We start from the raw sequence: 16116 nt of genomic DNA on the forward strand, positions 1-16116 counted from the left end.
TTTATAAATTTATTTTTACACTAAGCTAAATTTTAATTAACCATACTAAACAAGCTTCCTTCTGATGATATGATTTTAAACCTTGCAAAAAGTTCTTCGCTATACCAGTTTTCGTCCCTGGTTAATTTAATCACCTTAGCATGTTCGGCATCTTTATAAGCAAACTGTATGACATCTTCTTGGCTCTCCCAAATAGAAAAAGTTGCTTGCATAAAAAATGGTGCTTCGCCAATTCCAACCGAGGTAATAAAGCCTTTTGCATTGCCCATAATACTTGCAACAGGAGATACGTTTTTCCAGAAGTTTTTTAATTTATTTGGGCGAATTGTTGCCCTAGTTATTACGGCAATTTTGCCTTCCAAAGTTTTGGTTTTTGGGTTACCAAAAGGTTGTTTGCCACTCCATTTTCCATGGGCAGTTGTGGGTTCTAAAAGTATGGCTGATTGTTCTTCGCAAAAGAAATTCCACCACTTTTGAATAAACGAATTTTGCTTAAAATTATCGTAATCTTGAGGGCTGTCCCAAACCGCTAATAAACCCCATTGTTGGTAATCTGGGTTTACATCAAATGTGCCGTTTTTGCCGCAGCCTAAAAGCTTCCAAAAGCTACAGCCTTTTGTGAGAAATAAGGGCAAACGGTGCACAGCCATTGCTAAAAATGCAAAAGGAATATATCTTTTGGGATATCTTACAATACTTATAGAAACTAACATATTGTGCTAATTTCGATAATTTAAAGCGCAGCTATTGTAATGGTGGATAAATAGCTAAATGTGGAAAGGTTTAGCGCATTAGGATGTGATTTACAACATGAATTGTAGAATGTTAAAAGAAAATTTAAAAACTATTTGAAAAAATTGAGCTGCAAAAAGCTTTGAACAATACTTTGTAAGTAATTTTTAAAATTCACCTTTTTTTAAGATCTATAATAATACTGCTCACTTACCTATCAACCTCTCCCAAAACAATATCTAAAGAGCCAATAATAGCCACTAAATCTGCAATCATTACATTTTTAGAAATTTCTGGCAATACAGAAAGGTTACAGAAACTTGGTCCTCTAGCTTTTACCCTAAAAGGTTTATCAGACCTACCATCGGCCATAAAATAAAAACCAATTTCACCTTTTGGGTTTTCTGCTCTGCTGTAAAAATCTTGCACTTTAGGAATTATCTTTTTAGGGCAAAGCGCTCTTGGGTCAAACTCCTTAGTGCGTTTATGTTCTTTGGTTAGTTTTTCTACGCAAGCCTCAATTATTTTTAAGGACTCTTCAATCTCAACAATCCTCACTTTGTAACGGTTCCAGCAATCGCCAACGCTGCCAATTTCTCCTTTGCCATAGGCAACTTCAAAATCTAACTCTGGGTAAACAGAATATTCATCCACTCGGCGTAAATCATATTTTAAACCAGAACCACGTAACATTGGACCAGAGCAACCATAATTAATGGCAACATCTAAAGGTAAAATACCAACGTTTGCAGTACGAGAAATAAATATTTGGTTATCTGTCAATAACTCATTAAGCTCTTTCATTTTAGGCTTAAAGTAAGCTACAAACTCGGCACACCTTTGCTCAAAACCAACTGGCACATCATAAAATAAGCCACCAACCCAAATATAGTTATACAACATTCTTGCGCCAGAAGCCCATTCTAACATGTTCATAATATGCTCACGGTCTCTAAAGCACCACAAAAAAGGAGTGAAGGCACCAATATCAATCCCATAAGTACCTATGGCAATTAAATGAGAGGCAATTCTATTCAGTTCGCAAACTAAAACCCTTATATATTCAACTCTTTTCGGAATGTCGTTTTCAATCCCAAGCATTTTTTCAACGCCCATTACAAAAGCATGGTTGTTATTCATAGATGCCAAATAGTCTAATCTATCTGTGTAAGGGATAATTTGAGCATAATTTAAGGCTTCGCCGTGTTTTTCAAAACAACGGTGCAAATAACCTAAATGTGGAATTACTTCTTTTACAATTTCGCCATCGGTAATTAATTCTAAACGTAAAACGCCATGCGTACTTGGGTGTTGTGGCCCAAGGTTTAAAACCATTTCTTCTGCGGTAACAGCATTTATTTTTTCCTGATAGCGATTTAATGCTTCTTGGTATTTTGGGTTTAATGTGTTTTGCAAAGCTTACAGTTCTATTTTAATATTACGATAACTTTCTGCGTTTTGATAATCTTTTCTTAACGGAAAGCCTTCCCAATCATCTGGTAAAAGTATTCTTCTTAAATCTGGGTGGTTTTCAAAAAATATTCCAACTAAATCAAAAGCTTCACGCTCATGCCATTCGGCCGCTTTATAAACAGCACTTATACTTTTAAAAGAGGGTAAATTATCTGTTGCTCTATCGTTTTCTTGTACAACTTTAAGCACCAATGTATGGTTTTTTATAATTGAGCTTAAATGATAAATAACACCAAATTTTTGTTGCTCCACACCGTAATCAACCCCAGTTAAGCAAGATAAAAAATCGAACCAAGTTTCAGGGCAGTCTCTTAAAAACAGGCAAACATCAGCAATTAAATCAGCCTTAATAATTAACGCTGGTTGTTTTTGCGCTGCTTCTTCGGCTAAAATTACCTCTTCGCCAAATTTGCTAATGAGCAATTGTTTTACCTCTTCAAATATCATGGCGCAAGTCTTTCAAATTTCCAACTTTGATCTTTTTCTTGTACGTAAGCAAGTCTATCGTGTAAACGGTTTGACCTGCCTTGCCAAAATTCAATTTTATTAGGAATTACCCTATAACCGCCCCAATGTTCTGGTTTCGGAATGTCTTTTACTCCATATTCTTCAACCAAACTGTTTAGTTTATCTTCTAAAAATTTTCTATTTGGTATGGTTTGGCTCTGTGGCGATGCTAATGCACCTAATTGGCTACCTTTTGGTCTGGATTGAAAATATTGTGTTGATTCGTCATCACTAACTTTCTCTACTACACCTTCAATACGTATTTGTCTTTCTAAATCTCCCCAAAAAAACAATAATGCAGCATGAGGGTTTTCTGCAATTTGCTTTCCTTTAGCGCTATCGTAGTTGGTATAAAACACAAAGCCTTGTTCAGTAAATTCTTTTAAAAGCACAATTCGGGCTTGTGGAATGCAATTAGCATCTGCAGTTGCCAATGTCATGGCGTTTGGTTCTAATACTTTTGCGTTTAAAGCTTCAGAAAACCATTTTTCGAACTGTAAATATGGGTTTTGGTTTACATCTTCTTCATTAAGCGATGCCGAACGATAATCTTGACGTAAATTTTGGATGGTTGATTTTTCAATACTCATGATGTGCAAACTTAATCAATGTATGTATTGTTTTAAAGTAAAGCATAAATTATTAACAACATTAGTCTTAATTCTTTTATATTTGGATAGATTAAATCAATAGTTTATTAGATATAATTATGGATAAAGTAATTATTGCCGTAATGGTTATTACGTTTCTTTATAAAATGTACAAAAATTTTAAAAAGGAAATGCAAACCGCTGCAGAAAGAACAAAAAAAGCTGTAGAGGCTTTAAAAGATAAAGTGCCAACAATTGCTACGGTAGTAACTCATCCAAATTATAAAACTACTTATGACAAAGCTTTGGCTGATGATTACGTTTTAGAACCTGTTTTTGACAATAATAAACAAGATTATTTTAAAGAAAAAACAAAAGCTAAGCAAGTACGAGATGAATTGTCAAACAGCCGTAAAAAACCTGGTTATGATTATTATAACCCAGAAACACCTGCTCCAGAAGTTATAAAAAACAGAGCGATACATAAACCACACAATCACAATTTTGAGTTTCCTAAAAAAGAAAAACATTTAGCTGCTGATTTTAATTTTAGACAAGCTTTAATTTACGATGCAATTTTAAGAAGACCAGAATACTAAAAGATATAAATTAAAATTTCGAAATGCTGTTTGATTAAAAAAATATAATTCTTATATTTGCACCTCATTTTAAAAACATATAAATTAATTAATAATGTACGCAATAGTAAATATAGCAGGGCAGCAATTTAAAGTTGCAAAAGACCAGCACCTTTTTGTACACAGATTACAAGGAGATGAAGGCGCTAGTATTGAATTTGACAATGTTTTATTAGTATCAAATGATGGTAAATTTACAGTAGGCACCCCTGCAGTAAAAGGAGCTAAAGTTTCAGCTAAAATCGTGTCTCATTTAAAAGGTGATAAAGTAATTATTTTCCACAAAAAGAGAAGAAAAGGTTATAAAAAGAAAAACGGTCACCGTCAATCTTTTACCAAAATACAGATCGATAGTATCTCAATTTAATTTTTAACATTCAATAGCTTTTTTTAAAGCTAGATAGATATAAAACCATGGCACATAAAAAAGGAGCCGGTAGCTCGAATAACGGTAGAGAATCACATAGCAAGCGTTTAGGTATCAAAATTTTTGGTGGACAAGCTGCGATTGCAGGAAATATTATTGTTCGTCAACGTGGTACCAAACACCATCCAGATACAAATGTTGGAATGGGTAAAGATCATACACTTCATGCATTAATTGAAGGTAAGGTAATGTTCAGAAAGAAAGCAGACAATAAATCTTATGTTTCTGTTGTTCCCTTTGATTTTTCTGCACCAGTTGTTGTTGAAGCAGCACCAGTAAAGAAAGCAGCAAAAAAAGAAGTTGTAGCTAAAGAAGAAATTACTAAGGAAGAAACAGTAGTTGAAGCTACCGTTGAAACAGAAGAGAAAAAAGCACCAGCAAAAAAAGCAGCAAAAAAAGCTGAAGATTCTGCTGAATAATTAAAACTCAAAATAACTTAAACCCTGATTGTATTTCAATCAGGGTTTTTTTATGAAAAATTTTGCCATCTTTATTTATATACATAATTATTGCATTTGATTAATATTGTTATAAATTTAAGTTTGGTGTACATACCAAATAATAAAAGTATCATTTTTGAATTAATATGAAATTGAATTACGCTGCCCAGGTCAGAAAATTTGCATTTGAGCATCCATTACTTAGTGCAATTTTAGTTCAGGTAACTTTTTGGGTAATTGCTTTTTTGCTTTTAGGATTAATACTTCATTTTAATGCTTTAGCAACTGGTAGCATACATTTTATAGAGGTTCAATTATCGTTTACCCCAATTTTAATATTTTGCGCATTAATTGGCTTGTTGTATGGAATTTTATTGGGTTGTTCAGATTTTTATTTATCCAAAAATTGGTTAAAAGTTAAGTCGCCCGGCTTAATTATTCTGATTAAAACCTCCTATTACTTTATAGTCATGTTAATCATGTTTTTAATTGTTAAAAATGTGGTTTGGGAAATGGTTTTACACCCCACTTATTTCAAAAATATCATTCTATCATTACCTTCAAAAGCATGGCAATACTACTACTACTTAACTTTGGTGTATGTTTTATTTATGAGTGTTGTAGTTAGTTTTGTAATTCAAATTAGTTCTAAATTTGGGCCAGGTATATTAATTCCATTGCTTTTAGGCAAATATTCAAAACCACAAGAAGAGGAAAGGGCTTTTATTTTTGTAGATCTAAAATCGTCAACTACTCATGCAGAAAACCTTGGTCACTTTAGGTATAGCAGTTTAATTAGAGATTGCTTTTTAAACATCAACCATATATCAGTAAAATACGGCGCAGAAATTTATCAATACGTTGGTGATGAAATTGTTTTAAGTTGGCCTGTTAAACATGTTAAAGATTTAAGCGTTTGCATTGACTTCTTTTTTGCTTGCCAAGATGATTTTGTTAAACGGAAAAATAAATTTATCAAAAAATATAATATTTTACCAGAATTTAAAGCGGGTTTACATTTAGGTGTAGTAACTGCTGTGGAAGTTGGAGATGTTAAAAGAGAACTGGCTTACCATGGCGATACCTTAAATGTGGCTGCTAGGATACAAGAAAAATGTAATGAATGCGGTGCAGATTTAATAATTTCAGAAGATTTTAAAAAAACTTTAAAAAGCAATATTTACCATTTCGAATCTTTGGAATTGGCATCGTTAAGAGGTAGGGAAGAGCAAATGCGAATTTTTAAGGTTTCAAGAGTATGATATTATTAAATTCAATTTAGGTGGTAATTTGTTTTTTAAAAATAATAGCGCTAATGATTATTAAGCGCTATTAAGATTGATTTTTAATATTTAAGCAACGCAAGAAAGTATTTCAACACCTTCTTTATTGCCCTGTAAGCCAGCATGATCAATTGCCATATTACCTTTTCTGTCAACTACCATTAAATTAGCGCCATTTTGAAGTAATAAAGTAATAATATAATTTTGTCCAAACATTGCTGCAAACATAAGCGCAGTGCCTCCGTTTCCGTGTTGTAAATTAACATCTGCACCATTTTTAAGCAATAACTCAACAACATCCTCATAGCCTTTAAAACAAGCGCCCATTAAAGCAGTATTACCTCCATTATCTTGAGCGTTAATATTTGCACCTTTATCAATTAATAATTTCGTAGCCTCAATTTGATGATTATAGGTAGCAATGATTAAAGCGGTGTAACCTTTTTCATCCTTAAAGTTAACATCAGCACCTTTATGCAAGCAATCATTAATTTGAGTTAAATCTCCATTTCTGGCAGCGTTAATTAATTCTTTCATATATGTGTAGTTTAACCCGAGAGAAACTCCCGGGTATTTTATATTTTATTATTTAAGCTGGAACTTTATCTCCATTTTCTCTTTCAAAAAATCTATGAGCAGCAATAGCACCTATAAAGTCTTTGATTAAACCATTATCCAATTTTTCGGAAACAAGTAATCCAAATTTAGCAGCATCTTTTTTCAGTTTTGAAGCAACATAACTGTTTTCAACTAATTTACGTCCTTCTGAACTTGTAGCAATAGCTTTACAGTGTAAAAAAGATTCATCTATAAAATGAATTGCATCTGGTATAGTTAATAGTGTTTTTAAACTTTCGGCGCCACCAGGTACATAAACGGCATCAAATAGCACTGAAGAACAGGTTAAAAAGCTTTTATCAACTTTAATTTCTGCACCGTCATTTGTTTTAACAGAACCAGCATTTGGACCAATAATTTTCACCATTGCGCCTTCTTTTACTAGCGCAGCTTTCATTGTATTTAACTCTTTACCATTAACTCCGTTAGCAGTTAAAAATGCAATTTGACGAGTTTTAATAGAACCATCACCTTTATTATTAGTCATACTTAAAGCTGGTGATTTTTTTAACGATGAATTCACTTTAGTAGATTCAAAATCTTTAGGGTTATCATCAGCACCGTGTTGATGGTTAATTGGTTTTTGATTTGGAACTTCCAAACCTAAACCATCAGCTACTTTTTTAGCTAAATCTTTATCAACTTGTTTTAATAAAACAAGCATTCTTTCTCTAATCTCTATAATATCTACTTTACCTAATTCAAAACGGAAAGCGTCAATAATATGATTTTGTTCTGCCACTGATTGACTTTGGTAAAAAAGTGTGGCTTGGCTAAAATGATCTAAGAAACTTTTACTTCTGCTTCTTATTTTATTAGCATCAATTCTTTCTTGGTAAGATGTAAAACCGCCTTCAGTTTCTTTTGCTTGCTTAGGAAAACCATCAGACATAGAGTTTGGATGGTAACTTGTTTTGCCTTTGTTTATTTGCATGCGAGCTATACCGTCTCTTTGGTTGTTGTGTATTGGCACTACTGGTCTGTTAATTGGAATTTCGTGGAAATTTGGACCTCCCAAACGACTCAATTGTGTATCTGTGTAAGAAAATAATCGACCTTGTAATAGTGGATCATTTGTAAAATCAATTCCAGGAACTAAATGCCCCGGGTGAAATGCCACCTGCTCTGTTTCTGCAAAATAATTATCAGGATTACGGTTTAAAGTTATTTTACCAATTTTTTTAACTGGTACTAATTCTTCTGGTATAAGTTTAGTAGGGTCTAATAAATCAAAATCAAATTTATGTTCATCTTCTTCTTTCACAATTTGCACTCCTAATTCCCACTCAGGAAAAGCACCATTTTCAATAGCCTCATGTAAATCTCTTCTGTGAAAATCAGGATCTTGTCCGTTTACTTTTAGTGCTTCGTCCCAAACTACAGCATGAACACCCAAAATTGGTTTCCAATGAAACTTCACAAAATGCGATTCACCTTTTTCATTAATTAAACGGAAAGTATGCACTCCAAAACCGTCCATCATTCTTAAACTTCTTGGAATTGCTCTATCAGACATTGCCCACATTACCATGTGTGCAGATTCTGGAGTCATAGAGATAAAATCCCAAAAAGTATTATGTGCTGAAGCTGCTTGTGGAATCTCGTTATGAGGTTCTGGCTTAACAGCATGAATCAAATCAGGAAATTTTATAGCATCCTGAATAAAAAATACTGGCATATTATTGCCTACCAAATCATAATTTCCTTCTTCAGTATAAAATTTTAAGGCAAAACCTCTCACGTCTCTAGCTAAATCTGCCGAACCTCTAAAACCGGCTACCGTACTCATTCTTGCAAATATTGGCGTTTCAATATTTGGATCAATTAAGAAATTAGCTTTGGTAAACTCCTTCATGCTATCGTTGTAAACTTTAAATACGCCATGAGCACCTGCTCCTCTAGCATGCACAATTCTTTCAGGAATTCTTTCATGATCAAAATGTGTAATTTTCTCTCGTAAAATAAAATCTTCTAAAAGTGTAGCACCCCTTTCTCCAGCTTTTAGAGAATGAGTGTCATCGTTAATTAACAAACCTTGATCTGTTGTCATTTTAGAGTTTGCAGAGTTCTCTGTATTTAATTTTAAATCGTCTAATTTTTTATTAGTGTTCTTTTGCTGGTCTGGTTTTGAGTTTTTCATTATATGAATGTTTTGTATTTAAATTGAGTTTTTGCTGTAAGTTTTTGAATTAAAAAAAAACCGATAAAATGTATCTTCGGTTCCTTAAAGTATTAATAAGAATTTTGATCTCTTAATGCTTTTATTTGATCATGCGATAATTTTAAGCTGTGTTTTTGCTCAGTAATTAATTGGCGTAAATGAGCAGGTATTGCTTCTTCATCTAAAGCCATTTCATAAGCTTTTTGAGCGGCATCCTCACCAAACTCACAATTAGATAGTACAGTTTTTCTATCATGTCCGGTAAAAAGTGCTTTTATATCCATCCAGGCTCTATAAATTTTTCCACTAGTAGTTGTATCGGTTTCAGTATCTGCACCTAAAACATTTAGTTCTGTGGATAGAGCCATTTTGTATGATCTACTTTCGTGTATCATACTTAAAAACAGTGCTTTTAAATCTCCGTCTTCGTTTCTTAACTCAGCGATAGCTTTTTCATAACCTTCAACTCTGTCGTTATTAATTTGAACTAAGTCATTTAAAATTTCACTTATTTGTTGATTCGTTTCCATGTTTTTTTTATTTAAAAATTAAATTGATTAAAAACATTTTTACAAACTCTGTTCCAATTACAAGTTGATTAAAAATTAAAAATAGTCTTATTGATGTTTAAAATGTCTCAAATACTAAAACTTTAAATATTTTGGTTTAAAAATTGTGTAGTGAAAAATCAATAATTTACCAGATGTGTTTTGATAACATATCAAACTATTTTTAAAAGCACAAAAAATCTATGAAAAAAAGCAATCTTAAAATTGGCATTATAGGCGGAGGCCCAAGTGGTTTATTCATGCTTAAAAGATTAGTTGAAAGCAGACAAGAAAATTTAGAAATACATATTTTTGAAAGAAAAGCCAAACTTGGTGTGGGAATGCCCTACAGTGAAGAAGGTGCTTTACAAGAACATGTAACTAATGTATCTGATAATGAGATTCCAGAATTGCAATATCATATAGAAGATTGGGTGAACAAGAACCAAGGCGAAGCTGATAAATATAAAATTACTCCAAATAATTTCAATGAATATAAAGTGCTTCCACGTTTACTCTTTGGAGATTATTTATCATCACAATTTGATGAGATATTAAAAAAATCTAAACATAATGTCATTATTCATACAGAAACTATTGTTGATGATGTGTTATATAAACCAGGGCAAGTAACCGTATTTGCAGCAGAAAATGAATACACTTTTGATATAGCTATTTTATGCACTGGGCATAACTGGCCTAAAACCCATGAAGGAAAAATTGATGGCTATTTTGATTCACCTTATCCTCCCGTAAAGTTGAATTTAAAGCTTAATCATCCTGTAGCATTAACTGGCTCATCATTAACAGCTATAGATGCTATAAGAACTTTGGTAAGAAATAATGGTATTTATGTTAAAAATTGGGAAGGAAAATTAGTTTATCATTTAGCAAAAGGCAGTGAGGATTTTAAAATTGTGATGCATTCTAGAAATGGATATTTACCTGCTGTGAGATTCCACTTAAACGATACACATTTGCAAAATGATGCTATTTTAACCGAAGAAGAAATTGTTAAACACCGCGAAACTAATCAAGGATTTTTATCATTAGATTATATTTTCGAGAAGAATTTTAAAAACCTATTTATAGAACAAGACCCTGCTTTTTATCAAAAAATTAAAGATTTTTCATTAGAAGAGTTTGTGGCATGGGCAATAGAATTACGAGAAAAATTAGATGCTTTTCAGCTACTTAAAGCAGAATACGCCGAGGCAGAAAAATCTATTAAAAGAAAACAATCCGTTTATTGGAAAGAAGCATTGGGCATTTTAAGTTTTGCGATGAACCAACCTGCAAAATATTTTTCGGCAGAGGATTATCAAAGATTGAAAACTGTTTTACTTCCTTTAATATCTGTGGTAATTGCGTATGTACCGCAAAGTTCATGTGATGAATTATTAGCCTTGTATAATGCGGGAGTTTTAGAATTGATAGAAGTTGGTAATGATAGTGAGGTAGTTCCTTTAGAAGATGGCGGTATAACTTATAAATATTCTGGAAAGTCTGTCGATTTTAAAACCTATGTTAACTGTATAGGGCAGCCACAAATACCTTTTGAGAAATTCCCTTTTAAAGGTTTGTTAGACGGTAAAAGCTTGTGTAAGGCAACTTATAGGTTTCAATCTGCGGAAGAAGGGCAAAAGGCATTAACCAACCATCCTGATGATGTTCAATTGATAAATGATGAATATTATTTAAACGTTTCTGGTCTTGCTATTAACGATTATTTTCAGGTACTGGATAAACATGGTGCCTATAATCCTCATTTGTATATCATGGCTGTGCCTTATATAAGTGGTTATAATCCAGATTATTCTGGTTTAGACTTTTGTGAAGCAGCATCTGAGAAAATTGTAAACGGTATATTTAGTAATTTTAGCTAATGTTATGATAAACAACGATTTAATGCTTCAATTTATCATCTTTAAATTTCTTTATCCACTTTTTTAATATCAGAAAAATGAGATCTATTTGGAACGGCACCATTACTTTTGGATTAGTAAATATCCCAATAAAACTTTATTCGGCGATAGATAATAGCAGTCTTGATTTAGATATGCTTGATGGAAGAGATCATAGCAATATAAAATATCAAAAAATTAACGAAAAAACACGTAAGGAAGTTCCTTACGAAAAGATTGTTAAAGGTTACCTAATTGGTGATAAATATGTGATTTTAGAAGATCAAGATTTTGAAGACGCCAGTCCAGAAAAGAACAAAACTATAGAAATAGAAAATTTTGTTAAAGTAGCAGAGATTAATCCGATGCTATTTGAAACCTCTTATTACGCTGAAGCAACCAAGCAAGGGAAAAAAGCTTATGCGCTTTTACTAAAAGCACTAGAGAAAACTAAATTAGCTGGTTTTGGCTCTTTTGTTTTAAGGCAAAAAGAAGCTTTGTGTGTTATTTACCCACAAAATAATGTAATTGTAATTTCAAGAATAAGGTTTGCCCAGGAAATTAGAAAAAGCACCGAAATTGAAGTTTCAACTGATATAAGCATCCCTAAAAAAGAAATGGATGTAGCATTGGCACTCATAAAACAATATACTTCTGATTTCGATATTGAAAAATATAAAGACACTTACACCGCAGAACTTTTAAAAATTATTAAGGCAAAAGCAAAGGGCAAAAGACCAACCATTAAAAAATTAAAACCTAAAAAAGCCAAAAGCGACGATTTATATGACCAGTTAATGGAAAGTTTAACCAAGAAAGGGGCATAATGAATGAGTATCCAAAAATATTTCGAGAAACGAGATTTTGAACAAACCACAGAGCCAAAAAGCGATTCCAAAAAAACCAATAAGAAATTAATCTTTGCAATTCAGAGGCACCATGCCTCACATCTGCATTATGATTTTAGGCTAGAAATGGAAGGCGTTTTAAAAAGTTGGGCAGTGCCTAAAGGGCCATCATTAAACCCTAAAGATAAGCGCTTGGCTATGATGGTAGAAGACCATCCTTACGATTATAAAGATTTTGAAGGTGAAATTCCAAAAGGAAATTATGGCGCTGGTACGGTAACTATTTTTGATAAAGGCAATTACCAATCTTTAGCTACAACTAGAAAAGATGATGAAAAAACCCTTTTAGAAGGTTTAAAAAATGGTAATCTTAAAATAAATTTAAAAGGAGAAATATTAAAAGGAGAATTTGCGTTGGTGCGTTTAAAAAATGGCGAACAAAATGCCTGGTTGCTTATAAAACATAATGATGAGTTTGCAGTAAACACAAAATTTGATATTGAAGATTTGGTATCATCAGAAATAAAAAAGGCGGGGAAAGATTTTAAAAAGAAGAAAACTGCACCTAAAAAAAAACCAATATCGGAAGCTATAATTGAAGAAAATAGCTATAGCCCCATGCTTGCCACTTTAGAAAAACATATTTTTGATGATAAAGATTGGATTTATGAAAGAAAATGGGACGGATACAGAATATTAGCCCACCTTAATGAGTCTGTTAAATTATATACCCGTAACGGAAAAGACTATACTGATAAGTATGATATAATTGTAGAACAGCTTAAAAAAATCAAAGAAAATGCCGTATTAGATGGAGAATTAATAGTTTTTGATAAAGTAGGAAAGGAGAGTTTTCAACTATTACAAGATTTTGGTCAGCATAAAAATTCGGATTTAAATTTTTACGTTTTTGATTTATTACAACTTAACGGATATGATATATCGTATTTGCCACTTTTGCAAAGAAAAGAATTGCTTAAACAACTTTTAAAAAGCTACCAATTAAAAAATATTTTTTATAACGATCATACGGTTGAAAAGGGAAAACAATTGTATGAAAAAGCAAAACAGCATAAATGGGAAGGCATAATTGCTAAAAAGGCTATTGATGAATATTTTATCGGAAAACGTAGTAATTCTTGGTTGAAATTTAAATTTATTGATACAGAGGATGTTATTGTTTGTGGTTTTACAAAACCTACAGGTAGTAGAAAATATTTTGGAGCACTAGTTTTTGGTTTAATGAGTGATGATAAAAAGCTACATTATATAGGAAATTGCGGTTCGGGATTTAAGGATAATGACTTAAAAAATATACACCAAATACTTTCCGCTAAAATTATTAAGACCAAACCATTTCAAGAAAAAGCTGCACAGGAAAGTTCCATCACTTGGGTTAAACCGGAATTAATTTGCGAGGTTAAATTTAGTGAATGGACAAAAGATAAGCACTTAAGGCATCCAGTTTTTATAGGTTTAAGGTTAGATAAGGAAATCAATAATGATGTTATTTCTGCTAAAGATGATAGCTTAGAGGAAGTATTAACGCCTGATGAGGATCAAAAAGAAATAAAAATTGATGGTAAAAGCGTTAAGCTTACCAATTTAAATAAACTGTATTGGCCTAAAGAAAAAATAACAAAAGCAAGCCTAATCAATTATTACCACCATACTGCAAGTTTTATTTTGCCATATTTAAAAGATAAACCGCTTTCTCTTAATCGCCATCCAAACGGCATTACTGAAGCTGGTTTTTATCAAAAAGATGTAAATACAGATCAAATACCTAAATGGACTAAAACCACAAAAGTATTTTCAGAAAGCACAAATAAAGAAATTGATTATTTAATATGTAATAACGCGGCAACATTAGTTTTTATGGCTAATTTGGGATGTATTGAGTTAAATCCTTGGTTAAGTTCTTATAAAAAACCAGAAAATCCGGAATTTATGGTGATTGATTTAGACCCAGATGATAATAGTTTTAAAGAAGTGGTTGCTGTGGCCTTATCTGTAAAAGCAGTTTTTGATAGTCTAGGCATAGTTTCTTTTGTCAAAACATCAGGCTCATCTGGCATCCATATTTATGTGTATGTGGGTGCAGTGTATGATTACGAATTTATTAAGGTTTTTGCTCAATTTATAGCGCAAAAGGTGCATGAATTGAATACATATAATACAAGCATAGAAAGATCTCCTAGCAAAAGAAAAGGAAAAATTTATATTGATTACTTACAAAATAGAAGGGGACAAACTATAGCTGCACCATATTCTGTAAGACCAAAACCTGGTGCAACAGTTTCATACCCATTAAGTTGGGATGAGTTGAATGATAAATTGGATATGAATGATTATCACATTAATAATGTGCCTAAGTTATTATTAGAAAGGGAAAATCCTTGGAATTCTATTTTCGAGAAAAAGCAAAACTTAAAAAAGGCGCTTTACAACCTAAAAAATAAAAATTGATTATTTTTATCCTTTATTTATCAAAAATTGCCACTACCAAAGTTGCTGTTATTTAAGCTAAATAGATTTAATTGTTCGTTGGCAAAAATCTTAGATTCTGGAAAGTTAAAATTGTAATTCCAAGCAATCTTATTGGCTTTTCGTTTTTTAAGTCTAAAGTTTCTAAAAGTTTTTATGCACTTTTAAAAAATTTTCTCTTCTACGTTAATGTATATATCAAACGAATTTTAACTTCGAATGATTATTTAAAATTAAAAAATCTTATGTTTTTCTTAATTTTAATCTCAATTTCAATACAACATCTTACATGAATAAAGAACAAATCTTAGGTATAAATTATGCCCTATATAAAAATCCTAAAATCACTAACCGCACTTTCAATTTTTCTTTAATTAACGATTTAATTGAAAAAGATTATGTAGAATTGAACTGGCAAACAATTGGTTATTCTTTTGAAACGCGACTTATTAGAATGTTAAAAATAGGAGAGGGTAAAACCAAAATTTTGCTTTGGAGCCAAATGCATGGTGATGAGCCAACTGCAACAGCCGCAATATTTGATTTGATAAATTACTTACAATCTGGCGAAAGCCAGTATTTATTAAAGCACTTAAGTATTTATTTTATTCCTGTGATAAATCCTGATGGTTTAGAAAATTTTACCAGAAGAAATGCACAACAAATAGATATTAATAGAGATTATTTAGTTTTACAATCGCCAGAAGCTAATGTTTTAAAAAGTATTAAATCAGTAATTAAACCTGATTTTGCTTTTAACCTTCATGATCAAAGCAGTTTATATTGCACATCGCAAAACAAGCCTGTAGGAATATCATTATTAGCTCCAGCTACTGACATTCATTTAACTATTAATTGGAGCCGTAAGAAGGCTATGAAATTGATTGTAAGCATCAATTACACTTTGCAAGAATTAATTCCTAATCATGTTGCAAGGTTTAAAGATGAATATGAAGCAAGAGCGTTTGGAGATAATTTTCAAAAAACTACTCCAACTATTTTAATAGAATCTGGTAATTTATCAGGCGATGAAGAAAGGCAATTCATTAGGGAATTAAATTTTTACGCCATAATAACAGCTTTTGAGGCCATTGTGGATAGCGGCTATCAAGAAAATGATGTAATAAATTATTTAATGATTCCGCTTCAAAGCCAAGAGATGTTTCACATTAAACTTACCAATTGTAAAATCGAGACTGGTGATAAATCTTACACCGTAGATTTAGGTTTAAATTACACCGAAATTTTTGATACCACCAGCAGAACTTTAAAAAAATGTTTTACGTTAACCAATGTTGGAGATTTAAGCACTCAAAATGCTTATGTAGTAATTGATTCGTCAGAATTTTTATTTAACGGCTCGTTAATGTTAAATCATCCGGCAGAAATTGAGCTAAGAAATGAGCATGCACAAATAGTATTTGAGTGGAAATATGGCTTAAGAATTTGAAATGCGTAAA

Annotated in this window: 15 protein-coding genes; 8 read left to right on the top strand and 7 right to left on the bottom strand. The window is 31.9% G+C overall.

The window, feature by feature from the left end; all coding sequences use genetic code 11:
• Positions 1-32: 32 nt before the first annotated feature.
• The 4 genes from ACFSSE_RS08660 to pdxH form a co-directional block, all read right to left on the bottom strand.
• A complete protein-coding gene (locus ACFSSE_RS08660; protein ID WP_379042003.1) occupies positions 33-713 on the bottom strand; it encodes a DUF3291 domain-containing protein in 681 nt (226 codons plus the stop codon).
• Positions 714-942: 229 nt separating this feature from the next.
• Entirely contained in the window at positions 943-2067 is a 1125-nt protein-coding gene (locus tag ACFSSE_RS08665; RefSeq protein WP_379042124.1) for an NADH-quinone oxidoreductase subunit D, read from the bottom strand.
• 84 nt (positions 2068-2151) lie between these two features.
• Positions 2152-2652, bottom strand: a complete 501-nt coding sequence (locus ACFSSE_RS08670) for an NADH-quinone oxidoreductase subunit C (protein WP_379042001.1) — start codon at positions 2650-2652, stop codon at positions 2152-2154.
• Entirely contained in the window at positions 2649-3302 is a 654-nt protein-coding gene (pdxH, locus tag ACFSSE_RS08675) for a pyridoxamine 5'-phosphate oxidase (protein ID WP_379041999.1), read from the bottom strand. The genes ACFSSE_RS08670 and pdxH overlap by 4 nt, the downstream gene beginning before the upstream one ends.
• 119 nt (positions 3303-3421) lie before the next feature.
• Between pdxH and ACFSSE_RS08680 the strand changes: the two genes are divergently transcribed.
• The 4 genes from ACFSSE_RS08680 to ACFSSE_RS08695 all read left to right on the top strand — a co-directional run bounded on the left by ACFSSE_RS08680 (position 3422) and on the right by ACFSSE_RS08695 (position 6069).
• Positions 3422-3901 (top strand): hypothetical protein, encoded by a 480-nt coding sequence (locus ACFSSE_RS08680; protein WP_379041997.1) that lies wholly within the window; start codon positions 3422-3424, stop codon positions 3899-3901.
• A 94-nt stretch (positions 3902-3995) separates the two neighbouring features.
• Positions 3996-4307, top strand: coding sequence for a 50S ribosomal protein L21 (gene rplU, locus ACFSSE_RS08685; RefSeq protein ID WP_379041995.1), 312 nt, complete (start codon positions 3996-3998; stop codon positions 4305-4307).
• Positions 4308-4354: 47 nt separating this feature from the next.
• Entirely contained in the window at positions 4355-4786 is a 432-nt protein-coding gene (rpmA, locus tag ACFSSE_RS08690) for a 50S ribosomal protein L27 (protein ID WP_379041993.1), read from the top strand.
• Between the two features lie 167 nt (positions 4787-4953).
• Entirely contained in the window at positions 4954-6069 is a 1116-nt protein-coding gene (locus tag ACFSSE_RS08695; protein WP_379041991.1) for an adenylate/guanylate cyclase domain-containing protein, read from the top strand.
• A gap of 90 nt (positions 6070-6159) precedes the next feature.
• Here ACFSSE_RS08695 and ACFSSE_RS08700 read toward each other — a convergent pair whose 3' ends face one another.
• The 3 genes from ACFSSE_RS08700 to ACFSSE_RS08710 form a co-directional block, all read right to left on the bottom strand.
• Entirely contained in the window at positions 6160-6627 is a 468-nt protein-coding gene (locus ACFSSE_RS08700; protein WP_379041989.1) for an ankyrin repeat domain-containing protein, read from the bottom strand.
• A 52-nt stretch (positions 6628-6679) separates the two neighbouring features.
• Positions 6680-8848, bottom strand: a complete 2169-nt coding sequence (locus ACFSSE_RS08705; RefSeq protein WP_379041987.1) for a catalase — start codon at positions 8846-8848, stop codon at positions 6680-6682.
• 92 nt (positions 8849-8940) lie between these two features.
• Positions 8941-9399: a PA2169 family four-helix-bundle protein gene (locus ACFSSE_RS08710; RefSeq protein ID WP_379041985.1), complete on the bottom strand. Its 459-nt coding sequence runs from the start codon at positions 9397-9399 to the stop codon at positions 8941-8943.
• 221 nt (positions 9400-9620) lie between these two features.
• On the opposite strand from ACFSSE_RS08710, the gene ACFSSE_RS08715 reads away from it, so the two are divergent.
• The 4 genes from ACFSSE_RS08715 to ACFSSE_RS08730 all read left to right on the top strand — a co-directional run bounded on the left by ACFSSE_RS08715 (position 9621) and on the right by ACFSSE_RS08730 (position 16106).
• Positions 9621-11303, top strand: a complete 1683-nt coding sequence (locus tag ACFSSE_RS08715) for an FAD/NAD(P)-binding protein (RefSeq protein WP_379041983.1) — start codon at positions 9621-9623, stop codon at positions 11301-11303.
• Between the two features lie 77 nt (positions 11304-11380).
• The gene (gene ku, locus ACFSSE_RS08720) at positions 11381-12148 is read left to right on the top strand and encodes a non-homologous end joining protein Ku (protein WP_379041981.1); all 768 of its coding nucleotides are present in this window, start codon (positions 11381-11383) and stop codon (positions 12146-12148) included.
• Positions 12149-12151: 3 nt separating this feature from the next.
• Complete coding sequence (gene ligD / locus ACFSSE_RS08725; RefSeq protein ID WP_379041979.1) at positions 12152-14638, top strand: DNA ligase D; 2487 nt, start codon at positions 12152-12154, stop codon at positions 14636-14638.
• A gap of 307 nt (positions 14639-14945) precedes the next feature.
• Positions 14946-16106 (top strand): DUF2817 domain-containing protein, encoded by a 1161-nt coding sequence (locus ACFSSE_RS08730; RefSeq protein WP_379041977.1) that lies wholly within the window; start codon positions 14946-14948, stop codon positions 16104-16106.
• Positions 16107-16116: the final 10 nt, after the last annotated feature.

This window comes from Pedobacter alpinus, from assembly GCF_042684645.1.
Classification (GTDB): domain Bacteria; phylum Bacteroidota; class Bacteroidia; order Sphingobacteriales; family Sphingobacteriaceae; genus Pseudopedobacter; species Pseudopedobacter alpinus.

Coding starts and splice junctions, on each gene's coding strand:
- ACFSSE_RS08660 (WP_379042003.1), bottom strand. CDS start 713: ATGTTAGTTTCTATAAGTATTGTAAGATATCCCAAAAGATATATTCCT.
- ACFSSE_RS08665 (WP_379042124.1), bottom strand. CDS start 2,067: ATGGTTTTAAACCTTGGGCCACAACACCCAAGTACGCATGGCGTTTTA.
- ACFSSE_RS08670 (WP_379042001.1), bottom strand. CDS start 2,652: ATGATATTTGAAGAGGTAAAACAATTGCTCATTAGCAAATTTGGCGAA.
- pdxH (WP_379041999.1), bottom strand. CDS start 3,302: ATGAGTATTGAAAAATCAACCATCCAAAATTTACGTCAAGATTATCGT.
- ACFSSE_RS08680 (WP_379041997.1), top strand. CDS start 3,422: ATGGATAAAGTAATTATTGCCGTAATGGTTATTACGTTTCTTTATAAA.
- rplU (WP_379041995.1), top strand. CDS start 3,996: ATGTACGCAATAGTAAATATAGCAGGGCAGCAATTTAAAGTTGCAAAA.
- rpmA (WP_379041993.1), top strand. CDS start 4,355: ATGGCACATAAAAAAGGAGCCGGTAGCTCGAATAACGGTAGAGAATCA.
- ACFSSE_RS08695 (WP_379041991.1), top strand. CDS start 4,954: ATGAAATTGAATTACGCTGCCCAGGTCAGAAAATTTGCATTTGAGCAT.
- ACFSSE_RS08700 (WP_379041989.1), bottom strand. CDS start 6,627: ATGAAAGAATTAATTAACGCTGCCAGAAATGGAGATTTAACTCAAATT.
- ACFSSE_RS08705 (WP_379041987.1), bottom strand. CDS start 8,848: ATGAAAAACTCAAAACCAGACCAGCAAAAGAACACTAATAAAAAATTA.
- ACFSSE_RS08710 (WP_379041985.1), bottom strand. CDS start 9,399: ATGGAAACGAATCAACAAATAAGTGAAATTTTAAATGACTTAGTTCAA.
- ACFSSE_RS08715 (WP_379041983.1), top strand. CDS start 9,621: ATGAAAAAAAGCAATCTTAAAATTGGCATTATAGGCGGAGGCCCAAGT.
- ku (WP_379041981.1), top strand. CDS start 11,381: ATGAGATCTATTTGGAACGGCACCATTACTTTTGGATTAGTAAATATC.
- ligD (WP_379041979.1), top strand. CDS start 12,152: ATGAGTATCCAAAAATATTTCGAGAAACGAGATTTTGAACAAACCACA.
- ACFSSE_RS08730 (WP_379041977.1), top strand. CDS start 14,946: ATGAATAAAGAACAAATCTTAGGTATAAATTATGCCCTATATAAAAAT.